Below are 489 nucleotides of genomic sequence, written 5' to 3' on the forward strand. Positions count from 1 at the left end.
TCAGTGACTTGCAGCACCAGACGGATACGATTCTCGAACGAACCACCGTACTGATCGCGGCGTTGATTGCTGAGCGGCGAGAGAAACTGATGCAGCAGATAGCCATGCGCGGCATGCACCTCGACCACGCTGAAACCCGCCGTCAGCGCGCGTTTGGCCGCGTCGACAAAGGCCTGGATCACTTCGGCGATCTGCCCTTCATCCAGCTGCTTCGGTTGGGTGTGCTGCGGGTCGAAAGCAATCGGCGATGGCCCGACCGGGGTCCAGCCGCCGTCCTCGGGTTTGACACTGCCATGCTTGCCGATCCACGGCCGGTGAGTGCTGGCCTTGCGCCCGGCGTGGGCCAGTTGAATACCGGCGACCGCGCCCTGAGCGGTGATGAAGCGAGTGATGCGTTGCAGCGGTTCGATCTGTTCGTCGTTCCACAGTCCAAGGTCTTGGGCGGTGATGCGCCCGTCGGCGGTCACCGCCGTGGCTTCGGTAAAAACC

General features: G+C 63.2%; 1 pseudogene. It reads right to left on the reverse strand.

Going from position 1 to position 489, the window contains the following annotated elements:
* Nucleotides 1-489 (reverse strand): annotated as a pseudogene (locus J5M71_RS27630) (oxidoreductase); the annotation flags it as partial.

The sequence above is a fragment of the Pseudomonas sp. 43(2021) genome (assembly GCF_017490805.1).
Taxonomy (GTDB): domain Bacteria; phylum Pseudomonadota; class Gammaproteobacteria; order Pseudomonadales; family Pseudomonadaceae; genus Aquipseudomonas.